The sequence below is a fragment of the Sphingobium lactosutens genome, from assembly GCF_013393185.1.
In the GTDB taxonomy this organism is placed as follows: Bacteria; Pseudomonadota; Alphaproteobacteria; order Sphingomonadales; family Sphingomonadaceae; genus Sphingobium; species Sphingobium lactosutens_A.
In genome coordinates this window covers 162,466-179,051 of the sequence record NZ_QJQX01000052.1, presented here as the reverse complement: position 1 = coordinate 179,051, position 16,586 = coordinate 162,466, and the positions used below count along the sequence as shown (strand labels likewise).

At 61.5% G+C, this 16,586-nt stretch carries 26 protein-coding genes and 1 tRNA gene; 18 read left to right on the top strand and 9 right to left on the bottom strand.

All coding sequences use genetic code 11. The features are described 5' to 3' along the window. Positions 1-41 precede the first annotated feature (41 nt). Both DM806_RS12910 and DM806_RS12905 read right to left on the bottom strand, forming a co-directional pair. Positions 42-527 (bottom strand): hypothetical protein, encoded by a 486-nt coding sequence (locus tag DM806_RS12910; protein WP_179043590.1) that lies wholly within the window; start codon positions 525-527, stop codon positions 42-44. A 280-nt stretch (positions 528-807) separates the two neighbouring features. After that, on the bottom strand, positions 808-1,083 hold the full coding sequence (locus tag DM806_RS12905) for a DNA-binding protein (protein ID WP_179043589.1): 276 nt from the start codon (positions 1,081-1,083) through the stop codon (positions 808-810). A 65-nt stretch (positions 1,084-1,148) separates the two neighbouring features. Between DM806_RS12905 and DM806_RS12900 the strand changes: the two genes are divergently transcribed. From DM806_RS12900 to DM806_RS12880, 5 genes are read left to right on the top strand one after another with little or no spacing between them, the layout of a single operon-like run. Continuing rightward, complete coding sequence (locus tag DM806_RS12900) at positions 1,149-1,502, top strand: helix-turn-helix domain-containing protein (RefSeq protein WP_179043588.1); 354 nt, start codon at positions 1,149-1,151, stop codon at positions 1,500-1,502. A gap of 22 nt (positions 1,503-1,524) precedes the next feature. Continuing rightward, positions 1,525-1,800, top strand: coding sequence for a zinc ribbon domain-containing protein (locus tag DM806_RS12895; RefSeq protein WP_179043587.1), 276 nt, complete (start codon positions 1,525-1,527; stop codon positions 1,798-1,800). Positions 1,801-1,827: 27 nt separating this feature from the next. Next, entirely contained in the window at positions 1,828-2,412 is a 585-nt protein-coding gene (locus DM806_RS12890) for a hypothetical protein (protein WP_179043586.1), read from the top strand. A gap of 36 nt (positions 2,413-2,448) precedes the next feature. Next, entirely contained in the window at positions 2,449-3,435 is a 987-nt protein-coding gene (locus tag DM806_RS12885; protein WP_179043585.1) for a hypothetical protein, read from the top strand. Continuing rightward, positions 3,432-3,989 carry a hypothetical protein gene (locus tag DM806_RS12880; protein ID WP_179043584.1) on the top strand — a complete coding sequence of 186 codons (558 nt, stop codon included), beginning with the start codon at positions 3,432-3,434 and terminating at the stop codon, positions 3,987-3,989. Before DM806_RS12885 ends, DM806_RS12880 begins: the two co-directional genes overlap by 4 nt. A 36-nt stretch (positions 3,990-4,025) precedes the next feature. On the opposite strand, the gene DM806_RS12875 is transcribed toward DM806_RS12880, so the two are convergent. Beyond that, entirely contained in the window at positions 4,026-4,205 is a 180-nt protein-coding gene (locus tag DM806_RS12875) for a hypothetical protein (RefSeq protein WP_179043583.1), read from the bottom strand. A gap of 154 nt (positions 4,206-4,359) precedes the next feature. Here DM806_RS12875 and DM806_RS12870 point away from each other — a divergent pair, with 154 nt between their 5' ends. Together DM806_RS12870 and DM806_RS12865 are read left to right on the top strand one after the other, a co-directional pair. Next, complete coding sequence (locus DM806_RS12870) at positions 4,360-4,731, top strand: LexA family protein (protein WP_179043582.1); 372 nt, start codon at positions 4,360-4,362, stop codon at positions 4,729-4,731. 51 nt (positions 4,732-4,782) lie between these two features. Then, positions 4,783-5,442, top strand: coding sequence for a hypothetical protein (locus tag DM806_RS12865; RefSeq protein ID WP_256869294.1), 660 nt, complete (start codon positions 4,783-4,785; stop codon positions 5,440-5,442). Positions 5,443-5,465: 23 nt separating this feature from the next. Here DM806_RS12865 and DM806_RS12860 read toward each other — a convergent pair whose 3' ends face one another. Next, a complete protein-coding gene (locus DM806_RS12860; RefSeq protein WP_179043581.1) occupies positions 5,466-5,753 on the bottom strand; it encodes an addiction module antidote protein in 288 nt (95 codons plus the stop codon). A gap of 23 nt (positions 5,754-5,776) precedes the next feature. After that, a complete protein-coding gene (locus DM806_RS12855) occupies positions 5,777-6,067 on the bottom strand; it encodes a type II toxin-antitoxin system RelE/ParE family toxin (protein WP_179043580.1) in 291 nt (96 codons plus the stop codon). A gap of 189 nt (positions 6,068-6,256) precedes the next feature. Between DM806_RS12855 and DM806_RS12850 the strand changes: the two genes are divergently transcribed. The 8 genes from DM806_RS12850 to DM806_RS12815 all read left to right on the top strand — a co-directional run bounded on the left by DM806_RS12850 (position 6,257) and on the right by DM806_RS12815 (position 9,440). Continuing rightward, positions 6,257-6,490: a hypothetical protein gene (locus DM806_RS12850; RefSeq protein ID WP_179043579.1), complete on the top strand. Its 234-nt coding sequence runs from the start codon at positions 6,257-6,259 to the stop codon at positions 6,488-6,490. Positions 6,491-6,512: 22 nt separating this feature from the next. Further along, a complete protein-coding gene (locus DM806_RS12845) occupies positions 6,513-6,719 on the top strand; it encodes a hypothetical protein (RefSeq protein WP_179043578.1) in 207 nt (68 codons plus the stop codon). Continuing rightward, positions 6,716-6,880, top strand: coding sequence for a hypothetical protein (locus DM806_RS12840; RefSeq protein WP_179043577.1), 165 nt, complete (start codon positions 6,716-6,718; stop codon positions 6,878-6,880). The genes DM806_RS12845 and DM806_RS12840 overlap by 4 nt, the downstream gene beginning before the upstream one ends. Positions 6,881-6,939: 59 nt before the next feature. After that, positions 6,940-7,593: a DUF3164 family protein gene (locus DM806_RS12835; RefSeq protein ID WP_372859521.1), complete on the top strand. Its 654-nt coding sequence runs from the start codon at positions 6,940-6,942 to the stop codon at positions 7,591-7,593. Next, positions 7,590-8,054, top strand: coding sequence for a hypothetical protein (locus DM806_RS12830; RefSeq protein WP_179043575.1), 465 nt, complete (start codon positions 7,590-7,592; stop codon positions 8,052-8,054). The genes DM806_RS12835 and DM806_RS12830 overlap by 4 nt, the downstream gene beginning before the upstream one ends. Then, positions 8,051-8,317: a hypothetical protein gene (locus DM806_RS12825; RefSeq protein ID WP_179043574.1), complete on the top strand. Its 267-nt coding sequence runs from the start codon at positions 8,051-8,053 to the stop codon at positions 8,315-8,317. Before DM806_RS12830 ends, DM806_RS12825 begins: the two co-directional genes overlap by 4 nt. Positions 8,318-8,407: 90 nt before the next feature. Continuing rightward, positions 8,408-8,590 (top strand): Com family DNA-binding transcriptional regulator, encoded by a 183-nt coding sequence (locus DM806_RS27815; protein ID WP_179043573.1) that lies wholly within the window; start codon positions 8,408-8,410, stop codon positions 8,588-8,590. 10 nt (positions 8,591-8,600) lie between these two features. Next, positions 8,601-9,440, top strand: coding sequence for a DNA adenine methylase (locus tag DM806_RS12815; RefSeq protein ID WP_179043572.1), 840 nt, complete (start codon positions 8,601-8,603; stop codon positions 9,438-9,440). 190 nt (positions 9,441-9,630) lie between these two features. Here the strand turns inward: DM806_RS12815 and DM806_RS12810 are convergent, their stop codons facing one another. The 4 genes from DM806_RS12810 to DM806_RS12795 all read right to left on the bottom strand — a co-directional run bounded on the left by DM806_RS12810 (position 9,631) and on the right by DM806_RS12795 (position 12,896). Beyond that, the gene (locus DM806_RS12810) at positions 9,631-10,356 is read right to left on the bottom strand and encodes a hypothetical protein (protein ID WP_179043571.1); all 726 of its coding nucleotides are present in this window, start codon (positions 10,354-10,356) and stop codon (positions 9,631-9,633) included. A 19-nt stretch (positions 10,357-10,375) separates the two neighbouring features. Next, complete coding sequence (locus DM806_RS12805) at positions 10,376-11,752, bottom strand: tyrosine-type recombinase/integrase (protein ID WP_256869293.1); 1,377 nt, start codon at positions 11,750-11,752, stop codon at positions 10,376-10,378. Between the two features lie 38 nt (positions 11,753-11,790). Further along, a tRNA-Ser gene (locus tag DM806_RS12800) sits at positions 11,791-11,880 on the bottom strand. Positions 11,881-11,969: 89 nt separating this feature from the next. Next, positions 11,970-12,896, bottom strand: coding sequence for a bifunctional helix-turn-helix transcriptional regulator/GNAT family N-acetyltransferase (locus DM806_RS12795; RefSeq protein WP_179043570.1), 927 nt, complete (start codon positions 12,894-12,896; stop codon positions 11,970-11,972). 436 nt (positions 12,897-13,332) lie between these two features. On the opposite strand from DM806_RS12795, the gene DM806_RS12790 reads away from it, so the two are divergent. The 3 genes from DM806_RS12790 to DM806_RS12780 are packed head-to-tail and all read left to right on the top strand — an operon-like array spanning position 13,333 to position 16,564. Then, positions 13,333-14,241: a cytochrome c oxidase subunit II gene (locus tag DM806_RS12790; RefSeq protein WP_179043569.1), complete on the top strand. Its 909-nt coding sequence runs from the start codon at positions 13,333-13,335 to the stop codon at positions 14,239-14,241. Next, on the top strand, positions 14,241-15,959 hold the full coding sequence (locus DM806_RS12785) for a cytochrome c oxidase subunit I (RefSeq protein WP_179043568.1): 1,719 nt from the start codon (positions 14,241-14,243) through the stop codon (positions 15,957-15,959). The genes DM806_RS12790 and DM806_RS12785 overlap by 1 nt, the downstream gene beginning before the upstream one ends. Continuing rightward, positions 15,956-16,564: a cytochrome c oxidase subunit 3 gene (locus DM806_RS12780; RefSeq protein ID WP_179043567.1), complete on the top strand. Its 609-nt coding sequence runs from the start codon at positions 15,956-15,958 to the stop codon at positions 16,562-16,564. The genes DM806_RS12785 and DM806_RS12780 overlap by 4 nt, the downstream gene beginning before the upstream one ends. Positions 16,565-16,586: the final 22 nt, after the last annotated feature.

The window sequence follows — 16,586 nt, the reverse complement described above, 5'->3', positions numbered from 1 at the left end:
GATCGAATGAGGTGGATTGTTCGGGCGTCCCCTGCACGGGATCAGGGCGGCGCGCGTTGGTTGCCAGCGAGGCCGGCGATCAACTGGTCGACATCTTCGCGGACGTCGAGGAGCTGCTTCTTCGCGTTGGCGATCTCGGCCGGGCCGGCGTCGGGCCTGGTCGCTTCCAGCAGCGCCTGCTCGGCCTCATGATTCTCGGTCATGAAGTCCATCGTCGCCACCAGCAGCTGCTGCTTGCAGGCGAAAGCTTCGGAGGCAGCGACCTTCACAAGATCGGCATAGGCTTCGAGAATTGGCGCGCCGATGCCGCCTGCCGCCTGATAAGCGATATCCAGCTTGCAGGCGGCGCGCATGGGAATGTCGCGCGCCTCGATATCATCGACGGCCGCGTCGAAGTCGCCCCAGCGGCGCACCGTCCGATCGGCGTAGCCGGTAACGCTGGCCATCTCGGCCCAGCTGCCGGGCAACTGGCCCGCGATGCGCGCGAGAGCGGCATCGATCGATATCGGTGGACGCAGCTTCGTCATTTGCCGGCTCCCGACCTTGGTGCGACCCGAAGGCTGAAATGGGATGGACCGCGCGCCCGGCCAGGCTGCTGCAGGTCCAGGGCGGCCGGCCGCCCTTGGTAAAGAATAACCGCCACTGGCGCGCTACGCCGCGAAGCCAATGCGTCAGTGGCGGCAGGATGCCCGGCGCTTGGTCGCATAGTGCAGAAGCCGGGGGTCTCGATATGGGCAGGCAGCGCAAGGGATTGTCCGTTACGTGCCAATGCAGCGGCCATAGCGCTGGGATATGACGATGGCATCATCATCCCCGAAGCCCGATCGGCCGCTCGCCCTTGTCCGCCGGGTCGACGCCGGGCGGAGGGACGTTTTCCTTGATGCCCAATGCAACGGCGATGCGGTGCGATTCGCCATAACGACAGGCGCGCTTCCCGCTCAAGACGGACTGGACAAGGCTTACCGAGAAGCCTTTTTCCCGCGCCCATTCGCTGATGTTCGTGCCGGACGCAGCAAATTGCTCGCGAGCAGCGAGCGCGCGCGCTTTCAGCCCTTCAGCAGATGTGACTCCGGCCCCAAACATGTGCAATGTGCCAAACTGTTGTAACCGGAGGCAGTGGTGCACCAATTGTGGTGATCAGTCAAGCGATGGAAACCAATTTTGGTGATCTAACCGCGCGCCTGCGCGAAGCGCGCCAAAATCTCGGCCTGAAGCAATCAGAAATGGCTGCTTTGGGAGAGGTGAGTCTCAACACCCAGAACCGATATGAAGGCGGAACCATGCCTTCAGTCGAGTACCTGCTGCGAATCGGCGAAGCCGGTGCAGACTGGTACTGGATCGTCACAGGTCAGCGGATCGGTGACGCGCTTTCCCAGCAGGAAAGCGCGTTCTTGGACGCATTTCGCAAACTCGACGACGTTGGCCGCGAAGCCCTGCTGCTGGTTGCAACACGCATGGTGAACAACACGCACTCGACGGACGATGGGTCTGGCGCGGACTGATTTTGCGAATGGGGGAATAGCTATGGAATTCGTCATCATCTGGCTCATCTGCGGCGGCATCGCCGCGATGATTGCATCCAGCAAGGGCGGAAACGGTGCGATCGGGTTCGTCGTTGGCCTTCTGTTCGGGCCTTTCGGGATCATCGCTGCGTTCTTCATGGGAAATGAGCAGAAAGCGGACGCGAACAAGATAGCGTCCGGCGACAGCAAGAAGTGCCCACGCTGCGCGGAACTGGTGAAGCCTGACGCGTTGGTCTGCAAACATTGCAGTCACGAATTTCAGGCTGCTGCCGCCTGAAACTTTCAAGTCATCACGGGGGAATAGATGAAGAATTGGGGTATGGGCTTGATAGCCCTGGGAGCCATCATTGCCGCAGTCGCGCTTTTCGTGTTGCCGTCGACGATCAGCCAGGAAGAGATGACGACGCTGCCATACACCGGTTCCGTCATCGGATCGGGCCGCTTCACGGAGACATATAATCTACCGCGCGCTCAGATCCGCGAGTTGGCCCTCCATGCGGGATCCGTGTTGTTCCTGGGAGGGATTCTGCTGTTCGTCGGAGGCACGCTGGAGGAACGCATCCGCGCGACCGGCAGTGCCAGCGTCACCGTTGATACCGAAGCGAGCGATGGTATCGGTCAGGTCGAATCCGTCCAGGCTATCCCCCCGTACATTCACCCCGACCCAGAGGAAGCCGCCCGCAACAAGACGATCGCGGCCTGGGTTATCGTGATCAGTGTGGTGGCGTTGGCCGTGGTTGGCTTCATCGGGGCTTCGCGCGACCGTGGGGCGGCGGAAGCAAGCGCTGGATCTACGGAAAGCGCCGCCGAGCGTGCATCACAGGCGGCCGACGACGCAATGAATGCCGCACTTAATGCGGCCGACAATGCTGCTCGCGCAGCGCGATAAAGCCAAGGTATATCAAAACGCAGAGGAGTGTCGTGCGTGCCTAAAGTCGTTCGCAGTATCCAGTATCGTTACTTGCATCGGAAAATATCTGGATTGAATGGGGAAACCCTTTTGGATGCATTGCGCGCCGCCCTTCGCGCCCATCGCAATGACGACGTGGTGGGGCAGTGCGCGCGAGCGCGGATCGCAGACCTTGAGCAGAACGGTCAGATCACGCTGCTCAACAATTTCACTGGGGAAGAAGACGCCAAGGATGCCTTTGGCGGCGAATTAATCCTTTATCGCAAAGGGTTCGACGTTCCCGCTATCGAAGAAATGCTGGACACGACGCAGAAGAGTTTCAGCATCAAGCAATTCCAAACGGATGGGAAGAACAAGCCCGTCGAAGGTGCGTTGTATTTCGTCGTGATCGGTGACCATTTGGGCGTCATTGCTTCGAATTCCGTCACTCCGCGATGGCTGGAACGCTATCTGACCTGGTTGCTGAAGGACGTCACGACGATAATCGGTGGGGAAGACCGCATCGAGCTTAGCGCTAAGATAGAAGTCACGGATGGAAAGAAGCGAAGCGCCGCCAAGGCCATGACAATCCAAGCCGAATCCAATGGTCGCGATAAGGGGGCGGGATCTAAGCTGCGTAAGCATGCGAAAGGGAAAGGCGGTACCGTGCTGGATGTGCTTCGGCTCTTGGGTTTCGGAGAGGACGCGATCCAGGCCGTGGAGGACGATGTCCCACCGGGCGGCAGACTGGAAGGCGATTTCAAGGTGTTCATCAAGGAAGGAAACAAGGTCAAGCCACTGTCGGTAGACACCCTAGATCATGCCTACCGAAATCTGCCACCCGACCAGCTAGCCTTCGATGCGAAGGGGCAAAAAGGCCGGGGCAATATGATCCAGTTGTCTGAACCCGCGCGAATTGAGCAAAGGGGCGCGGTCCTGGATGTTAAGGATGCGCTGGCAAAAATCACCGATCAGTTGTACAGGTGGAACCAGAACGGCGAGATTTCCATGGGTCCAGCGTGAAGCTCACCATCCTTCTTTGTTTGCTTGCAGTGATGATCGGTTGGTGTGTCCCTACGCCGATCGCCGTTGATGTTGGCCGCTTGCTGGTACCGGCAATCGCCTTACTCGCGACTGGCATTTTTCCGAGCATGACTCTCGTCGTCAATGCGATGAAGGCAGAGGAACGGACACCCAACTTAATAGATCAGCTGTATGCGCAGCTGCACATGATCTTGCGCGTGTTGGTGACCACTTTCGCCTTAGCGGCTATATCGATAGCTGCGCTTGCAACCCTGTCAGTCGGAGGAGGTGAGGAAGGTTTCGTGACGACGTCGCCGTGGTGGGCGCAAAAAGCATTCCTTATTTTCGTGTGCCTACTCATCGCCTTACTAATCGGTAGGGTGATGGCGCTTGGCCGCGTGTTTTTTGCCATTCTTGAGGTGAACCGCACACAGGCGTTGATCGCTGCCCGATCAAAGAACAAGAAGTCTTGGGACGCTGCTATGTCGAAGATGGAAATCGACGTGCCAGAAGATTACGCCGCGTCGGTTGGACCGTTGCATGAGTTGCACTGACGGGCTGTCGATGAGCTGCTGCTTTCTTCATAGGGTTTAGCGCAACAACTGCACCGCGCCAAAGCTGAGCGTGGATCCCAGCGCGCCGATCGCGAAGGCGACGCTCCAGTAGATAGCCGATCGGCCGCGACAGGCGCGGCCGATCGGCGTCCTCACCAGGGCGAAGCCAAGGCCAAGGAACAGCGCGAAGAGGATCAGGGGCAGCGAGAAGTTCATGGCAGGTAATCCGATCAGCGGTCGAGGATCTGCGATAGTGGATATGGGGCGCATCCGACAATCCACGTTGGCAGCCGGCCCGCCTAACGAGCGCCGATAGCTGGATTTTTTACGCTTTTCGCCATATGTTCCACTTTGGTCAGTGGGAGGCATTATGGGGGTCGTAATCGAGGTGATGCGCCTCGCGCCCGAGATGGCGTCGAGGAAGCTGCAGGTTCTGGACTTCATCCGCCAGTTCTACGCCCATCATGGCGTCGGCCCGTCGCTGAGCGAGATCGCAGCGGCCGTCGGCACGAACCGCTCGCGTGTCCAGGACGCCATCCGCAAGCTGGCGCGGGAAGGCCGGATCCATCGCGTTCCGAGCCAGACGCGCGGCATCCGACCGGCCGAGACGCAGGAGGAGGCGCTGCGGCTCCTGCAGAATGAGGGGTGGGAAGTGAACCGTGGGCGGCTCCAGCTGGTCGCGCCCCCTCCCCCTCTGGTCGATATCGACCACGAGGGCCGGCTTTGCGTGAAATTCGGCTGACCAGGTGCAGCGTTACAAAAGCGAGCCTGCCCAGCGATCACGCGCGCGCGCATGATCGCCACCATGACACCTCGTGAAGATATCAGGGCAGAGGCCGCCACAGTCCCTCACGGCCATTCGGCCGAAATGCCGTCTCCGACCGAAACGCGTGCCGCACTGGCACGACGCCGCACCGATCGCGAGCAACGTGCTCTACGGAAACAACGCGCAGCGCTGCTGAAGCGCTGGTCGCACAAACGCGAAGGCACGCCGGAAACGCACGAGGCGCATAGCCGCCGACGTGCCGGCGCGATCGCGCGCCTGCACAGTTCGGGCTATCTCGATGACGACGAGCTGGCGATGGCCGAGGAGATACGCGCGGTCGCCGACGCGATCGGCGCCGACGTAAATGTCCGGACGGCAAGCATGGAAACCCGCGTCGATACGAGCCGCCATGGCGATGCGTTCTTCGAGGCACTCGGCGCGGTGTGGCGCGAGATGGCCTATAGCCGCTGGCGTAGCGCAATCGGCCCGAAGGCGGCCACGCTTGTCCTGGATATCATCGTGCGCGATGTGGGCCTGGCGCGCGCGGCGCAGGGACAGGGGATGCATGCGCGCCGCGCGCGACGGACGTTGACCGAGGCACTTGCCAACTGGGCGCGGATCCATCGCGACGTGCGCAAGGAAGTCAGCCCTGCGGATCTGCTCGCAGCGCAGGCGGGGCTGCTGTAGCGCTGCCCCGCACCCGGGAAGTATCAGGCGGCCTGCTCCACGCGCATCCGCAATCCCAACGCAGGCAGCACCTTCAGCAGCGTTTCAAGCGTGGGGTTCCCCTGATCGCTGAAGGCACGATACAGCGCCTGACGCTTAATGCCGGTTTCGTTCGCCAGTTCCGTCATTCCGCGCGCCCGCGCGACGTAGCCAATGGCCTTGGCAACGATATGGACGTCGCCGCTGGCGATGGCGTCGTCCAGAAGCTCCTGCTGATCTTCCGGATCAGTCAGATATTTTGCCCCGTCAAAGGGCTTGAGTTCGATAGCCATTTGAACCTCCATTTAGCGGCGGGTCAGGGAATCTGATCCGCCATTTCCTTTGCCTTTGCGATGTCCCGTTGCTGGCTACCTTTGTCTCCGCCGATCAACAGGATGATCAATTGCTTGCCCCTTCGGGTGAAATAGAGGCGGTATCCGGGGCCATAGTCGATCCGCATCTCTGAAACGCCGTCGCCCACCGACTTCACATCGCCCATCAGGCCGATTTCCACCCGCGCGATCCGACCCGCAATCTTCGACTTTGCCTTCACATCACGGAGGCCGTCGAACCATTCGGAAAATTCGTGGGTCTGCTTCGTTTCCATGTGTCATTTATAAGTGACACATGGTTGCACGTCAACATTTAAGTGACACATCTATAAAAAAGTGAGGGCGTTACAAAAACGAGCCTGCCCAAGTGGCCACATAACGGCCAAATCCGACCCCGCATGAACTGCGCCTGGAGCCCGCCGACCCCACTCGGCGGGCTCTTTTGCGATGATGGAGGTTCTGCGATGCCCAAACCTTCGATCGCCGATCGGCTTGAGGATGCCAGCCGTGCGCTGGACATGCTGATCCGCGACGCCCGTCTTCCTCCCCGTGGCCGCCATGACGACCGTTATGCCGACTTCGAAGAACGGGCCTTGGCCATAGCCGCCTCCATCATCGCGCCCTTTAGACGCGAGACGCCATCGGCCCCGCCGATCAGCATCGAGACCGAGGGCGGCAAAGGCAGAGTCTGGTTCTGATCCGAGCTTTCAGGAGACGTCATTGAGCAGCTTGCCACGCAGGATGGAAATCCGCGGGCTGAAGGCGCGCGGCTATGCCCGCACGCCATTCAGCATCGCCAAGGATGCGCAGGGCCAGTGGCACCCTGTGCGCGTGCCGCGCGGCGGCCTCATTCTCGACGCTGACGATAAGCCGATCGGCTATCACTGGCCGCGCGTCGTTGATTTACGCAGGGCAGCCGCGTCGTGAGCGAGGCCGATATCGCCCAGCTGGAAGGCCTTGCGGCGGGCGATGGCGAAATGCGCGTCAGTAAGCGGCTGATGCGCAGCCTGGTCGCCCAAGCCAAGTCTGGCCAATCGGTCGGCCCTGCTGCTCGGTCGGCCCACTGCATCGCCGGGCGCGCGCGGTGATGAACGACGTTCCATGCGCCGGCACAGCGAGCGCCACTTCCCCGAAAGGCGACAGCGCTGTGTCAACCAGCGGACCGGCCGCAGGCGTTCCCGCCGGTCGGCGCGAGATCGATGGCAAGGTCTACTGGACCAACGGCGATGGCGGGCTGATCCCCGACGATGTCGTCAAGACGATCGACAAGCTTCAGGATGAGCTGGTCCGCAAGATCGTTGGCCATGCCCTGCCCCTCTCCTCCCAGATTGCTCGCTTTCGGGAGCACAGCTTCGATGACGTCGATGCGCTGGTTGCCTTGCTCGAGCAGGAGTATCAGTCGCAGCGTGGTGGAGCGAAGGGCAACCTGGTCTTCACCTCCTATGACGGCACGCTTCAGATCAAGGTCGCCGTCGCCGACAATATCCTGTTCGGTCCCGAGCTTCAGGTGGCCAAGGGCCTGGTCGATGAATGCCTTCGGGAATGGTCGGCTGACAGCCGCACCGAGATCCGAGCCATCATCACCCGGGCTTTCGACGTCGATAGTCAGGGCCGGCTGAACAGGAGCGCGCTTTTCTCCCTGCTGCGATACGATATCGCCGATCAGCGGTGGCAGAACGCCATGAAGGCCATCCGGGACAGCATCCGCGTCGTTGGATCCAAGCGGTACATCCGCATGTATCAGCGCGATGACGCGCAGGCCGGGTGGCAGGCCATCACATTGGACGTCGCGTCAGCATGAGCACGCACGTTGTCGCAGGCGACAGGCTCAGGGAGAAGGGCGGCGACCAGGATGCCGCGTCGTCGTTGACCGGCCTGTCCCAATCGCTTCTTCAGGCTGCCGCCCTGGCGGCCACGAGCAAGCAGGAACTGGACCGGGTGAAGGCACAGACGGCCGCCACGCTGGAATCGGTCTATGCCTCCATCATGGCAGCCAACGGCGCGAGTGCCGGCGCGGCCGACAGCACGGTCCTCACTGCAGCCTCTACGGCCGTTCAGGCATCGGCGCCGTCGACGTCTGCCAACGACAATCTGGCCGTCGAGATCAAGGCGTTGCGTGATGAGGTGGCCCAACTGCGCAGCGATAATAATGCGGGCCATGCCCAGACGGCGAGCAACACCGGGGCGATCAAGCGCAAGCTGGAGGATGTGACGAACGACAGCGGCGGCGACGCCATCACGGTGGCGGGCCGCGCTGCATGAAGGTAATCCTGGACGGCGGCGCCGTCATCGAGATCGGGGCGACGGAAACGGCGCCTACGATCGGCATTGTCGATTATAGTCGGCGCGAGACGGACGATTTCGGTGTCACTACCGTCGTACCGCGCGGATTTTCCCGCACCATGTCGGTACGGGTCAAGGTGCCCACCGCCAATGTCGATCAGGTCCAGCGCCAGCTCGCGGCATTACGCGCCACGCCGGTCCAGTGGGTGGCCGATGACCGCTACCGGGCTGCAACCCGATAAACCGACGAGGTACACGCTCGCCACGACACAGTTGGCCGACTGGCCGTCCCGCACCCGCGCATACGGGTGGCGGGCTTGTGGAGTGCCTCCATGCAATCGTCAAATGATTCTGTTTGTATTTCAACGAAATGCGCTTCCTGCCGTAAACTTCTGTTCAAGTCCGCGCCTGGCGCGATCGCAGCGGCGATCGAGATCAAATGCCCGCGCTGCGGCAGCTTTAATTGTCTGAGGCCTGTGAGCCCGAACCCGACCGCCGATCGAGCGGCCGCCTGAAGGCCTACCCATGACCCTTGAGAAAATCGCACCTGTTTCCCCTGCCGCCGGCTACCTCGGCGGCAAACGCAATCTTGCCCGCCGGATCTGCGGCATCATCCAGTCCGTCGACCATGACGGCTATGCCGAGCCGTTCGTCGGCATGGGAGGAATATTCTTCCGACGCGCGGCCCGGCCGCGCTTCGAAGCGATCAACGATATCTCCGGCGATGTGACGACGCTGTTCCGTGTCGTTCGCCGGCACTATCAAGCGTTGGTCGATGAACTGGATTGGCTGCTGGCCGGCCGCGAGGAGTTCGAGCGGCAGCGCTCGATCGACCCGGCCTGCCTGACCGATATCGAGCGCGCGGCGCGTTTCCTATATCTTCAGCGCCTGGCGTTCGGCGGAAAGATCGTCGGCCGAAGTTTCGGCGTCGACAGCCGGTCGCCGGCGCGCTTCAATCTCGCGCGGCTGCGCGCGACGCTCGCGGCCATTCGCGACCGGTTGCAGCCGGTCATCATCGAGCGGCTCAGCTTCGCCGACTTCATTCGCCGATACGACCGGCCCGGCATGCTCTTCTATCTTGATCCGCCATACTGGAATTGCGAGCGGGATTATGGCGCCGGGGTTTTCGATCGTGCCGATTTCGAAAAGCTGGCAGACCAGCTCGCCGGCATCCGCGGCAATTTCCTTTTGTCCATCAATGACACGCCCGGCGCGCGGGCCGTCTTTTCGCGGTTCCAGATGCGCACGGTCGATGTCAGTTACAGCATTGCCACCAGCGCAACGGGCCAGGCCAAGCGGGTCGGTGAGCTCATCATCGCGAATTTTCCCCTCGACGATGCCGCAGGAGCCGAGATTTTGCCCTGACGGGCGATCCTAACCTCTTGGCCCCCTGGGGAGCCAAGCGGGGAGGCCACAGCCTCCCCGCCCCCTACGGCGCGATAGGACGCCGTGGGCTTTAATCATTTCTAAGGGTGCTTCGTAAGTGCCTCAAATAGCGCCAGCCGAAGGCTGACCTTATCCTCTTAAACCCCTGTGAAGGTGAACATATCCATTTCTAAACTCGCGCCTCTAACCCGACTTCGATCCGTTTCAGGATCGCCTCCATGGTTGGATCGCCGCTTGTTTGCGGCTGTGGGGCGCTGTGGGGCTGTAGCTGGGCAGGATGGGGGATTTGTGCCGCGCGCCGACGACGGGCCTCCCTGAGGTTCAGGAAGCGCGCACGCACGGCGCGCCCGGCATCGCCGAGCGCCCTCCCCAGCCGGCCGATGTCGAAATGATAGGCGTTCGTCGTCTGTTGACGCTGCGGTCCGGCCTCCCCGACATTGGTCGTTCTCTCGCTACGGCGCACCCAATCGAGAAAGCCATGGTCCTTCAAGCGTTTGAGCGAGTCGACTACCGCATTCTTCGATAGCGCCGTCACTTTCATCAACGCGGTGATCGCCGGATCGAGTTGGCCGGTCTTGAAGTCGAGGAAGTTGCGGAGAAGCGCCTCCAGTACCCGGATACCATTCGCCATCAAAGGACTGCGTTCGCCCTTCTTTTTGTGAATGACGTCATATTCCTTGGCCAGGCGCAGATAGTCGTCAGCCCAGGCGAGACCGCCAGCTACGGTGCCGTCCGCGATCGGCCGGAAGACGTCGGCCTGCCGGCTATCGATGTCGAAGCTGTGTCGCCATACAGGATCGTGACCGCGGCGCTTGCCGCCAAGCCTGCCGCCGGCGTCCTTGATCAGCTTCCGCGTTTGCCGCGAAATTGCCCGTGCATCGGAGGCTCCGCTCATGCGTGCGCCTCCCGGCGCGTCAGCGCCTGGGCAGCATCAGCAACGCAGATGGCGGCGGCATGCCGTCCAGCAGCATATTCGCCCAGCGTTGCGCGATCTCGCGGCGCCGGGGCATGTATGCCGCCCGGTTGTAGATTGGCTCGGTGCCCTCCTGCATGTGGGCAAGCATGATGTCGATTACGACGCGATCGCCCGGACGCTCTTCCACCATCGCGATTTCGTTCATGATGGTCGAGAAGCTTGAGCGCCATCCGTGCGGCACATGCCGCCCCTGATATCCCGCTTCGCGATATAGCCTCGAAACCGTGGAATCGCTGATCGGCATGCGCATCGAGCGCGAACTGGGGAACGCGAGCGGCCCGTGCCCGGTCAAAACGCGTAACGTCCTGAGAATCTCCATCGCCTGCGTCGAAAGCGGCACGACGTGGTCGTACACATCCTGTTGCTTTCGCTCGAGCGACAGCTTCATCCGCTCGGCCGGGATGATCCACTGCGGATCCGGCGCGTCGTCCGCCGGCAGCTCCGTCCACGGGAGCGCATGCACCACGCCTGGCCGCATGGCTGTCAGAGCGATGAAGCGGGAAGCCAACTTGCTGACCGGATGCGATGGCAGCGCCTCGACCGTGAGCAGCATCCGCCGCAGTTCCTCTATCTGCGTCAGCGCGGGCCAGTGCTTCTTCACCAGCGGCTTCAAGGCCTTCCGGACGTCCGAAGGATCCTTCACGTCGTAGCCCAATGCATCCGCGTGCGCGAAAATTTCCTGTATCCGCTGCCGATGACGCTTCGCCGTCTCGATCGCGCCCCGCGCCTCGATCGCCTTCAGCCGCTGGACCACCATCGGCTTTGTCACTTCGCGGATCGGCACGGAGCCGAAATACGGATACAGATCCCGCGCCAAGGCCTCGGCCACATTCTTCGCATGCTTTCCGTTCCAGCGCGGGCGCTGATCGTCCAGCCAGCTTTCGGCCACCACTTTGAATGTCGCCACCGCGTCCAGCAGCTGCGCCGCCGCACGTTGCTTCTTTGCCACTGCTGGATCCGTTCCGGCTGCGACCAGCCGCCGTGCCTCGTCCCGCGCTTCGCGGGCTTCCTTGAGCGACATTTCCGGATAGGAGCCGAGAACCAAACGCTTTTTGACCTTGGCGATCCAGTATCCCATGCGCCATGACCGATGACCGTTCGGTGTCACATGCAGGAAGAGACCCAACGAATCCGTGAGACGATAGGCTTCCCCCGTCGCCGCGGCCTTCTTGCAAGCAGTATCGGTAAGCACCCGGCGATGACCCCAAAATCGAAAGCTGGTGCCCCGCGGGTGCACCCGCCAAGGCTGCGTTTCCTTGCCACCGGCTGCGACAACTTGCGACAACTGAATCGCTGTATTTAGCGCCTTTCGCAAGATTTTGCGTCCTGATGCAGCGACATGCGACTGCGCCTTGGCGGACGGGGTGGGATTCGAACCCACGGTGAGCGTAAACCCACGGCGGTTTTCAAGACCGCTGCCTTAAACCACTCGGCCACCCGTCCAAAGCGAAGGTCGCCCTACAGCGACATATGGGCGATTGCCAGCCCTTTTGTGCCGCCTTCGATGCGGCAGGTGGCCGGTGCTGGCATCGTCACAAGTCGAGCGACCAGACCTGCCCGACAAGATCATGACCGAAGGAATGATGCGGCGCTTCATCGACCAACAGGAAGCCGGCACGCTGATAAAGGCCGCGCGCCGCTGTCAGCACGGAATTGGTCCACAGCTCCAGCCGCGCATATCCCGTGTCTCTGGCGCGCTGGACGCAGGCATCGACCAGCATCTTGCCGACGCCGGCGCCGCGCGCGTCCGGTTCTACATAGAGCAGCCTCAACTTGGCGACCTCGGCCGTTTTGCCCCGGACGAGAAAGATCGAGCCGACCATGCGGCCATCCATTTCCGCAATCCAGGCGGCTTCGCGGGCAGGATCGAAGGATTGATGGAAATCGGCAAGGATTCGGGCCGCCAGCGCTTCATAGTCGCGGTTCCAGCCATATTCCTCTGCATAGAGCATTGCCTGGCGCTCTGTGACCCGTCCGATGTCGCCGGGCTCGAGGCCGCGCAGCTGGACGATCGGGAGCGTGTCCGTTGCGAAAATCGCTCTGATCTCTTCAGTCGCCGCGATAAGGCGGCGCTGCCGGAAAGGGGGCAGCGTCGTCAACAGGCCCGCCACCGCCTCACGTGTATTGGCCTCCAGAGCCGCAAAAGCCGCTTTGCCGTCCTGGGTGAGGGAAAGAAGCTGGTGACGTCCATGTCTGGGATCGTCTCGCGCCTCGACAAGGCCGCGGTCGGCGAAACGCTTCAACGTCCGGCTGATTTGCCCACGGTCAAGACCTAGAGCGCGTGCGATCTCCGCCGCGGTCGGGGCCGATCGATGGGCGAGCTCGTAGAGAATGCGGGCCTCGCTCAGCGTGAAGGGGCTGTTGTCGAGATGCCGGTTCAGCAATCCGAGCTTGCTTGTGTAAACCCGGTTGAACGCCCGCAAAGCCGCGACATTTTCCGCCTGATCCCGTTGAGCCATCACAATCCTTCATTATTGATCGAATCAACATTAAATAATGTTGATTCGATCAACAACTGGAAAATTCGGCACAAACGAGCGGTTTCGAAAAAGGGCTATGGCTCCTGCCAAAATGGGTACTTCTTTTTGGTGGTCCTTTTCCGCAATTCATGCGGCAGCCGACGATGGCTCGCCTGTGCATGTCATGAATGATGAAAGTCCTGCGACCCGGATCGTCAATGCACCGGTTGTAGAGGAATATCCGTATGCGCTTTCTCGGTAATTCATGGGGCTGGCAAGGCGCGAAAGGCTTTGTCTCCGTCTTTCGAGGTGACGTGTAACACTATCACGGCACTGTATTTTTCTATAAGATATCCGACACGGTTATTTCCGGGGCCGACTCGAAGAGCCGAACCAAATTGGCTGCGAGGCGCTCACTATCGATGGGAGAGGGCTTGTGCCGATTGCGATCGCCATCGCTCTGCTGGTGTTTGGATCGGTCGCCTTTCATCTGTTCAGTCCCTGGTGGCGCACGCCCCTCGCATCCAATTGGAGCTCGATCGACTCGGCTCTTGATGTGACCTTGTGGATCTGCGCCGCGGCTTTCGTTCTGCTCAATCTCTTCCTCGCGTGGGTATTGATCCGCTATCGGCATCGCGCGGGACATCGCGCGCATTATGAACCGGAAAACAGCTCTCTGGAAAAGCGGTTGACGATCTGGACGGCGATCGCGGTCGCGGGACTGCTGGCGCCGGGCCTTGTCGCATGGGCCAAATATGTGTCCGTTCCGCAGGAGGCCGCCATCGTCGAGGCGGTCGGCCAGCAGTGGCAATGGGCGTTCCGCTATCCCGGCCCCGATGGCGTGCTGGGCGCTGCGGCCGTCAAATATGTGACGCCCGACAATGTGCTGGGCCTCGATCCGCTCGATCCCTTTGGGCGGGACGACCTGCTGGTCGAGGCGGGCGACCTTCACCTGCCGATCGGCAAACCGGTGAAAATGGTGCTGCGGTCGAAGGATGTGCTGCACGATTTCTACGTGCCGGAATTTCGGGCCAAGATGGATCTGGTGCCCGGCATCGTCACCTATTTCTGGATGACGCCCACGAAAACCGGGACGTTCGACATATTGTGCGCCGAACTGTGCGGCACCGGCCATCATGAGATGCGTGGCAAGGTGGTGGTGGAATCGCCCAAGGCCTTCGCGAACTGGCAGGCGCAACAGGTGAGCTTCGGCCAGATATTGGCGGATGCACCTCCCGCCGCGCTCTCCGCCATGCTGGTCAGGGCCAGTGCCTGCTCCGTGCCGGGCCAGGCGATCGCCACCGCATTCCCCACTGCCAATGACATCATCAGGAGCGCCCGCTAATGGCTACCACCCTGGCCGACGATCTGCGCCCGCTGCACCATCCCCATAGCTGGGTCACGCGATATGTCTGGAGCCAGGATCACAAGGTCATCGCCATCCAATATAGCTGCACTGCGATTTCGATCGGGCTGGTGGCGCTGGTCCTGTCGGCGTTGATGCGGCTGCAACTCGGCTTTCCGGGGAGCTTTCCCGCGATCCAGCCGGACAATTATCTGCAATTCGTGTCGATGCACGGCATGATCATGGTCGTGTATCTGCTGACCGCCTTGCTGCTCGGTGGCTTCGGTAACTATCTGATCCCGCTGATGATCGGCGCGCGGGACATGGTGTTCCCCTTCGTCAATATGCTCAGCTACTGGCTCTATCTGTTGTCGGTGATCGTGCTGGTGACGGGGTTCTTCGTGCCGGGCGGTCCGACCGGCGCGGGATGGACGCTCTATCCGCCGCAGGCCATCTCGGAAGGCACGCCGGGGCATCAATGGGGCATCGTCACGATGCTCGTCAGCCTCGCCATCTTCGTCGTGGCCTTCACCATGGGCGGCCTCAACTATGTGACGACCGTGCTTCAGGCGCGGACGAAGGGCATGACGCTGATGCGGATGCCGCTGTCGGTGTGGGGCATCTTCACCGCCTCGGTCATGGGCCTGCTCGCCTTTCCAGCGCTGTTCGTCGCGGCGATCATGATGCTGTTCGATCATCTGGCCGGCACCAGTTTCTTCATGCCGACGATGCAGTCGATGGGCCGCATCACTCCGACCGAAGGGGGCAGTCCGTTGCTGTTCCAGCATCTCTTCTGGTTCTTCGGCCATCCCGAAGTCTATATCGTCGCCCTGCCCGCTTTCGGCATCGTGTCCGACCTCATCAGCGTCCATGCCCGCCGCAACATCTTCGGATACCGCATGATGGTCTGGGCGATCGTCATCATCGGCGCGCTCAGCTTTGTCGTCTGGGCGCACCATATGTATGTGTCGGGGATGAACCCCTATTTCGGGTTCTTTTTTGCGACCTCGACACTGGTCATCGCCGTCCCGACCGCGATCAAGGTCTATAACTGGCTGCTGACCCTGTGGCGCGGCGACATTCATCTGCGCGTGCCGATGCTGTTCGCCATCGCCTTCATCTTCACCTTCATCCATGGCGGGCTGTCGGGCCTGTTTCTGGGCAATGTCAGCGTCGACGTGCCACTGTCCGACACTTTCTTCGTCGTCGCCCATTTCCATATGGTCATGGGGGTGTCGCCGGTGTTGGTGATCTTCGGCGCCATCTATCACTGGTATCCCAAGATTTTCGGGCGGATGTGGAACGAGACGCTGGGCAAGCTCCATTTCTGGATCACCTTCCTGGGCGTCTATGCGATTTTCCTGCCGATGCATTATCTGGGCATATTGGGCGTGCCCCGCCGCTATTATGCGCTGGGCGAAACCGCCTTCATCCCTCAGTCGGTCCACCTCGCCAATGAATGGATCAGTATCGCGGCGCTGATCGTGTTCGCGGCGCAGGGGCTGTTCTTCATCAACATGATCTGGAGCCTGTTCCGCGGGCCGAAAGCCGATCCCAATCCCTGGGGCGCGGCTAGTCTGGAATGGCTGACGCCCGACACACCGCCGGCCCATGGCAACTGGGGGGCGAAGCTGCCGGTCGTCTATCGCTGGGCCTATGACTATAGCGTGCCGGGGGCGCCACGCGACTTCATCCCCCAGACGGAACCGCGGGCATGAGTATCCTTGCCCGCCTCACCGAGAAAAGCTGGGATGCTTCGAGCGACAGCGAAATAGACAATCGCCCCGATCGTCCGTCGGCGGGCGCGGTGGGCCTGATTGTCTATTTCGCTGTCGCGATGGTGATGTTCTCGCTGCTGACGGCGGCCTATCTGATGCGCATGGGGCTGCATGCCGCCATGGGCCATAGTGGCGAGGACTGGGTGCCGATGCCCGATCCGCCTCTGCTGTGGATCAACAGCGCGATCCTGATCGGTAGCAGCCTGGCCTGGGAAGTTGCCCGGCGCGCGGCCATGCGCGACGAACGGCGGCAGGCGGCGCAGGCGTCGTTTGCGGGGGCAGCGCTGGGGCTGGGCTTCCTCGTCGGGCAATGGTTGCTCTGGCGCCATTATCAGGCGGCGGGCTATTATCTGTCCGCCAATCCGGCCAACGCCTTCTTCTATCTGCTGACCGCGCTCCATGGCTGTCACATCATCGGCGGACTGGTCGCCGCCGGCCGGGCGCTGGTCGCCCGCAACCTGCGTCATACCGGTCTATGTGCACTCTATTGGCATTTCCTTCTGCTCGTCTGGCTGCTGCTGGCCGGGCTGCTCGTATCGACATGAACTTTTTCAGCACGGGACAATA

Coding starts and splice junctions, on each gene's coding strand:
- DM806_RS12910 (WP_179043590.1), bottom strand. CDS start 527: ATGACGAAGCTGCGTCCACCGATATCGATCGATGCCGCTCTCGCGCGC.
- DM806_RS12905 (WP_179043589.1), bottom strand. CDS start 1,083: ATGTTTGGGGCCGGAGTCACATCTGCTGAAGGGCTGAAAGCGCGCGCG.
- DM806_RS12900 (WP_179043588.1), top strand. CDS start 1,149: ATGGAAACCAATTTTGGTGATCTAACCGCGCGCCTGCGCGAAGCGCGC.
- DM806_RS12895 (WP_179043587.1), top strand. CDS start 1,525: ATGGAATTCGTCATCATCTGGCTCATCTGCGGCGGCATCGCCGCGATG.
- DM806_RS12890 (WP_179043586.1), top strand. CDS start 1,828: ATGAAGAATTGGGGTATGGGCTTGATAGCCCTGGGAGCCATCATTGCC.
- DM806_RS12875 (WP_179043583.1), bottom strand. CDS start 4,205: ATGAACTTCTCGCTGCCCCTGATCCTCTTCGCGCTGTTCCTTGGCCTT.
- DM806_RS12870 (WP_179043582.1), top strand. CDS start 4,360: ATGGGGGTCGTAATCGAGGTGATGCGCCTCGCGCCCGAGATGGCGTCG.
- DM806_RS12865 (WP_256869294.1), top strand. CDS start 4,783: ATGATCGCCACCATGACACCTCGTGAAGATATCAGGGCAGAGGCCGCC.
- DM806_RS12860 (WP_179043581.1), bottom strand. CDS start 5,753: ATGGCTATCGAACTCAAGCCCTTTGACGGGGCAAAATATCTGACTGAT.
- DM806_RS12855 (WP_179043580.1), bottom strand. CDS start 6,067: ATGGAAACGAAGCAGACCCACGAATTTTCCGAATGGTTCGACGGCCTC.
- DM806_RS12850 (WP_179043579.1), top strand. CDS start 6,257: ATGCCCAAACCTTCGATCGCCGATCGGCTTGAGGATGCCAGCCGTGCG.
- DM806_RS12830 (WP_179043575.1), top strand. CDS start 7,590: ATGAGCACGCACGTTGTCGCAGGCGACAGGCTCAGGGAGAAGGGCGGC.
- DM806_RS12825 (WP_179043574.1), top strand. CDS start 8,051: ATGAAGGTAATCCTGGACGGCGGCGCCGTCATCGAGATCGGGGCGACG.
- DM806_RS27815 (WP_179043573.1), top strand. CDS start 8,408: ATGCAATCGTCAAATGATTCTGTTTGTATTTCAACGAAATGCGCTTCC.
- DM806_RS12815 (WP_179043572.1), top strand. CDS start 8,601: ATGACCCTTGAGAAAATCGCACCTGTTTCCCCTGCCGCCGGCTACCTC.
- DM806_RS12810 (WP_179043571.1), bottom strand. CDS start 10,356: ATGAGCGGAGCCTCCGATGCACGGGCAATTTCGCGGCAAACGCGGAAG.
- DM806_RS12795 (WP_179043570.1), bottom strand. CDS start 12,896: ATGGCTCAACGGGATCAGGCGGAAAATGTCGCGGCTTTGCGGGCGTTC.
- DM806_RS12785 (WP_179043568.1), top strand. CDS start 14,241: ATGGCTACCACCCTGGCCGACGATCTGCGCCCGCTGCACCATCCCCAT.
- DM806_RS12780 (WP_179043567.1), top strand. CDS start 15,956: ATGAGTATCCTTGCCCGCCTCACCGAGAAAAGCTGGGATGCTTCGAGC.